Raw genomic sequence first — 396 nt, 5'->3', positions numbered from 1 at the left:
GAACCGTTTTTTCATTTTGCGTCTCGCTCCATGATCGGTTCGACCTCTTTCGCGGGTATGAAGCGCCAGTTGCGCCGAGGCCCTGCCATGACGTTGAGGTAGTACATCTCGAACCCGTAGGGCGCGCCGCAGGGGTGATGGCCGCGCGGCACGAGCACGACGTCGCCGTCCGAGACCGCCATGGTCTCGTCGATCTGCCGGTCGTCGGTATAGACCCGCTGGATGCCGAAGCCGTTTTCCGGGTTCAGCCGGTGGTAATAGGTCTCCTCGAGATAGGTGATGCGGGGAAAGTCGTCCTCGTCATGGCGGTGGCTGGGGTACGAGGACCAGTGCCCCGCCGGGGTGAAGACCTCGGTCACCAGCAGGCTGTCGCAGTAATCTTCCGCCTCCATGGCG

General features: G+C 62.9%; 1 protein-coding gene. It reads right to left on the bottom strand.

The window, feature by feature from the left end; genetic code table 11:
* Nucleotides 1–11: 11 nt before the first annotated feature.
* Nucleotides 12–396 (bottom strand): 5-deoxy-glucuronate isomerase (locus CVV76_RS24495; RefSeq protein ID WP_199178713.1); only part of this gene is annotated, 385 nt, incomplete at its 5' end.

It is taken from the genome of Acidimangrovimonas sediminis (assembly GCF_002871005.1).
GTDB classification, from domain to species: Bacteria; Pseudomonadota; Alphaproteobacteria; order Rhodobacterales; family Rhodobacteraceae; genus Acidimangrovimonas; species Acidimangrovimonas sediminis.
Note: the sequence above shows the minus strand (reverse complement) of the source record. Positions and strands in the feature narration are given on the sequence as shown.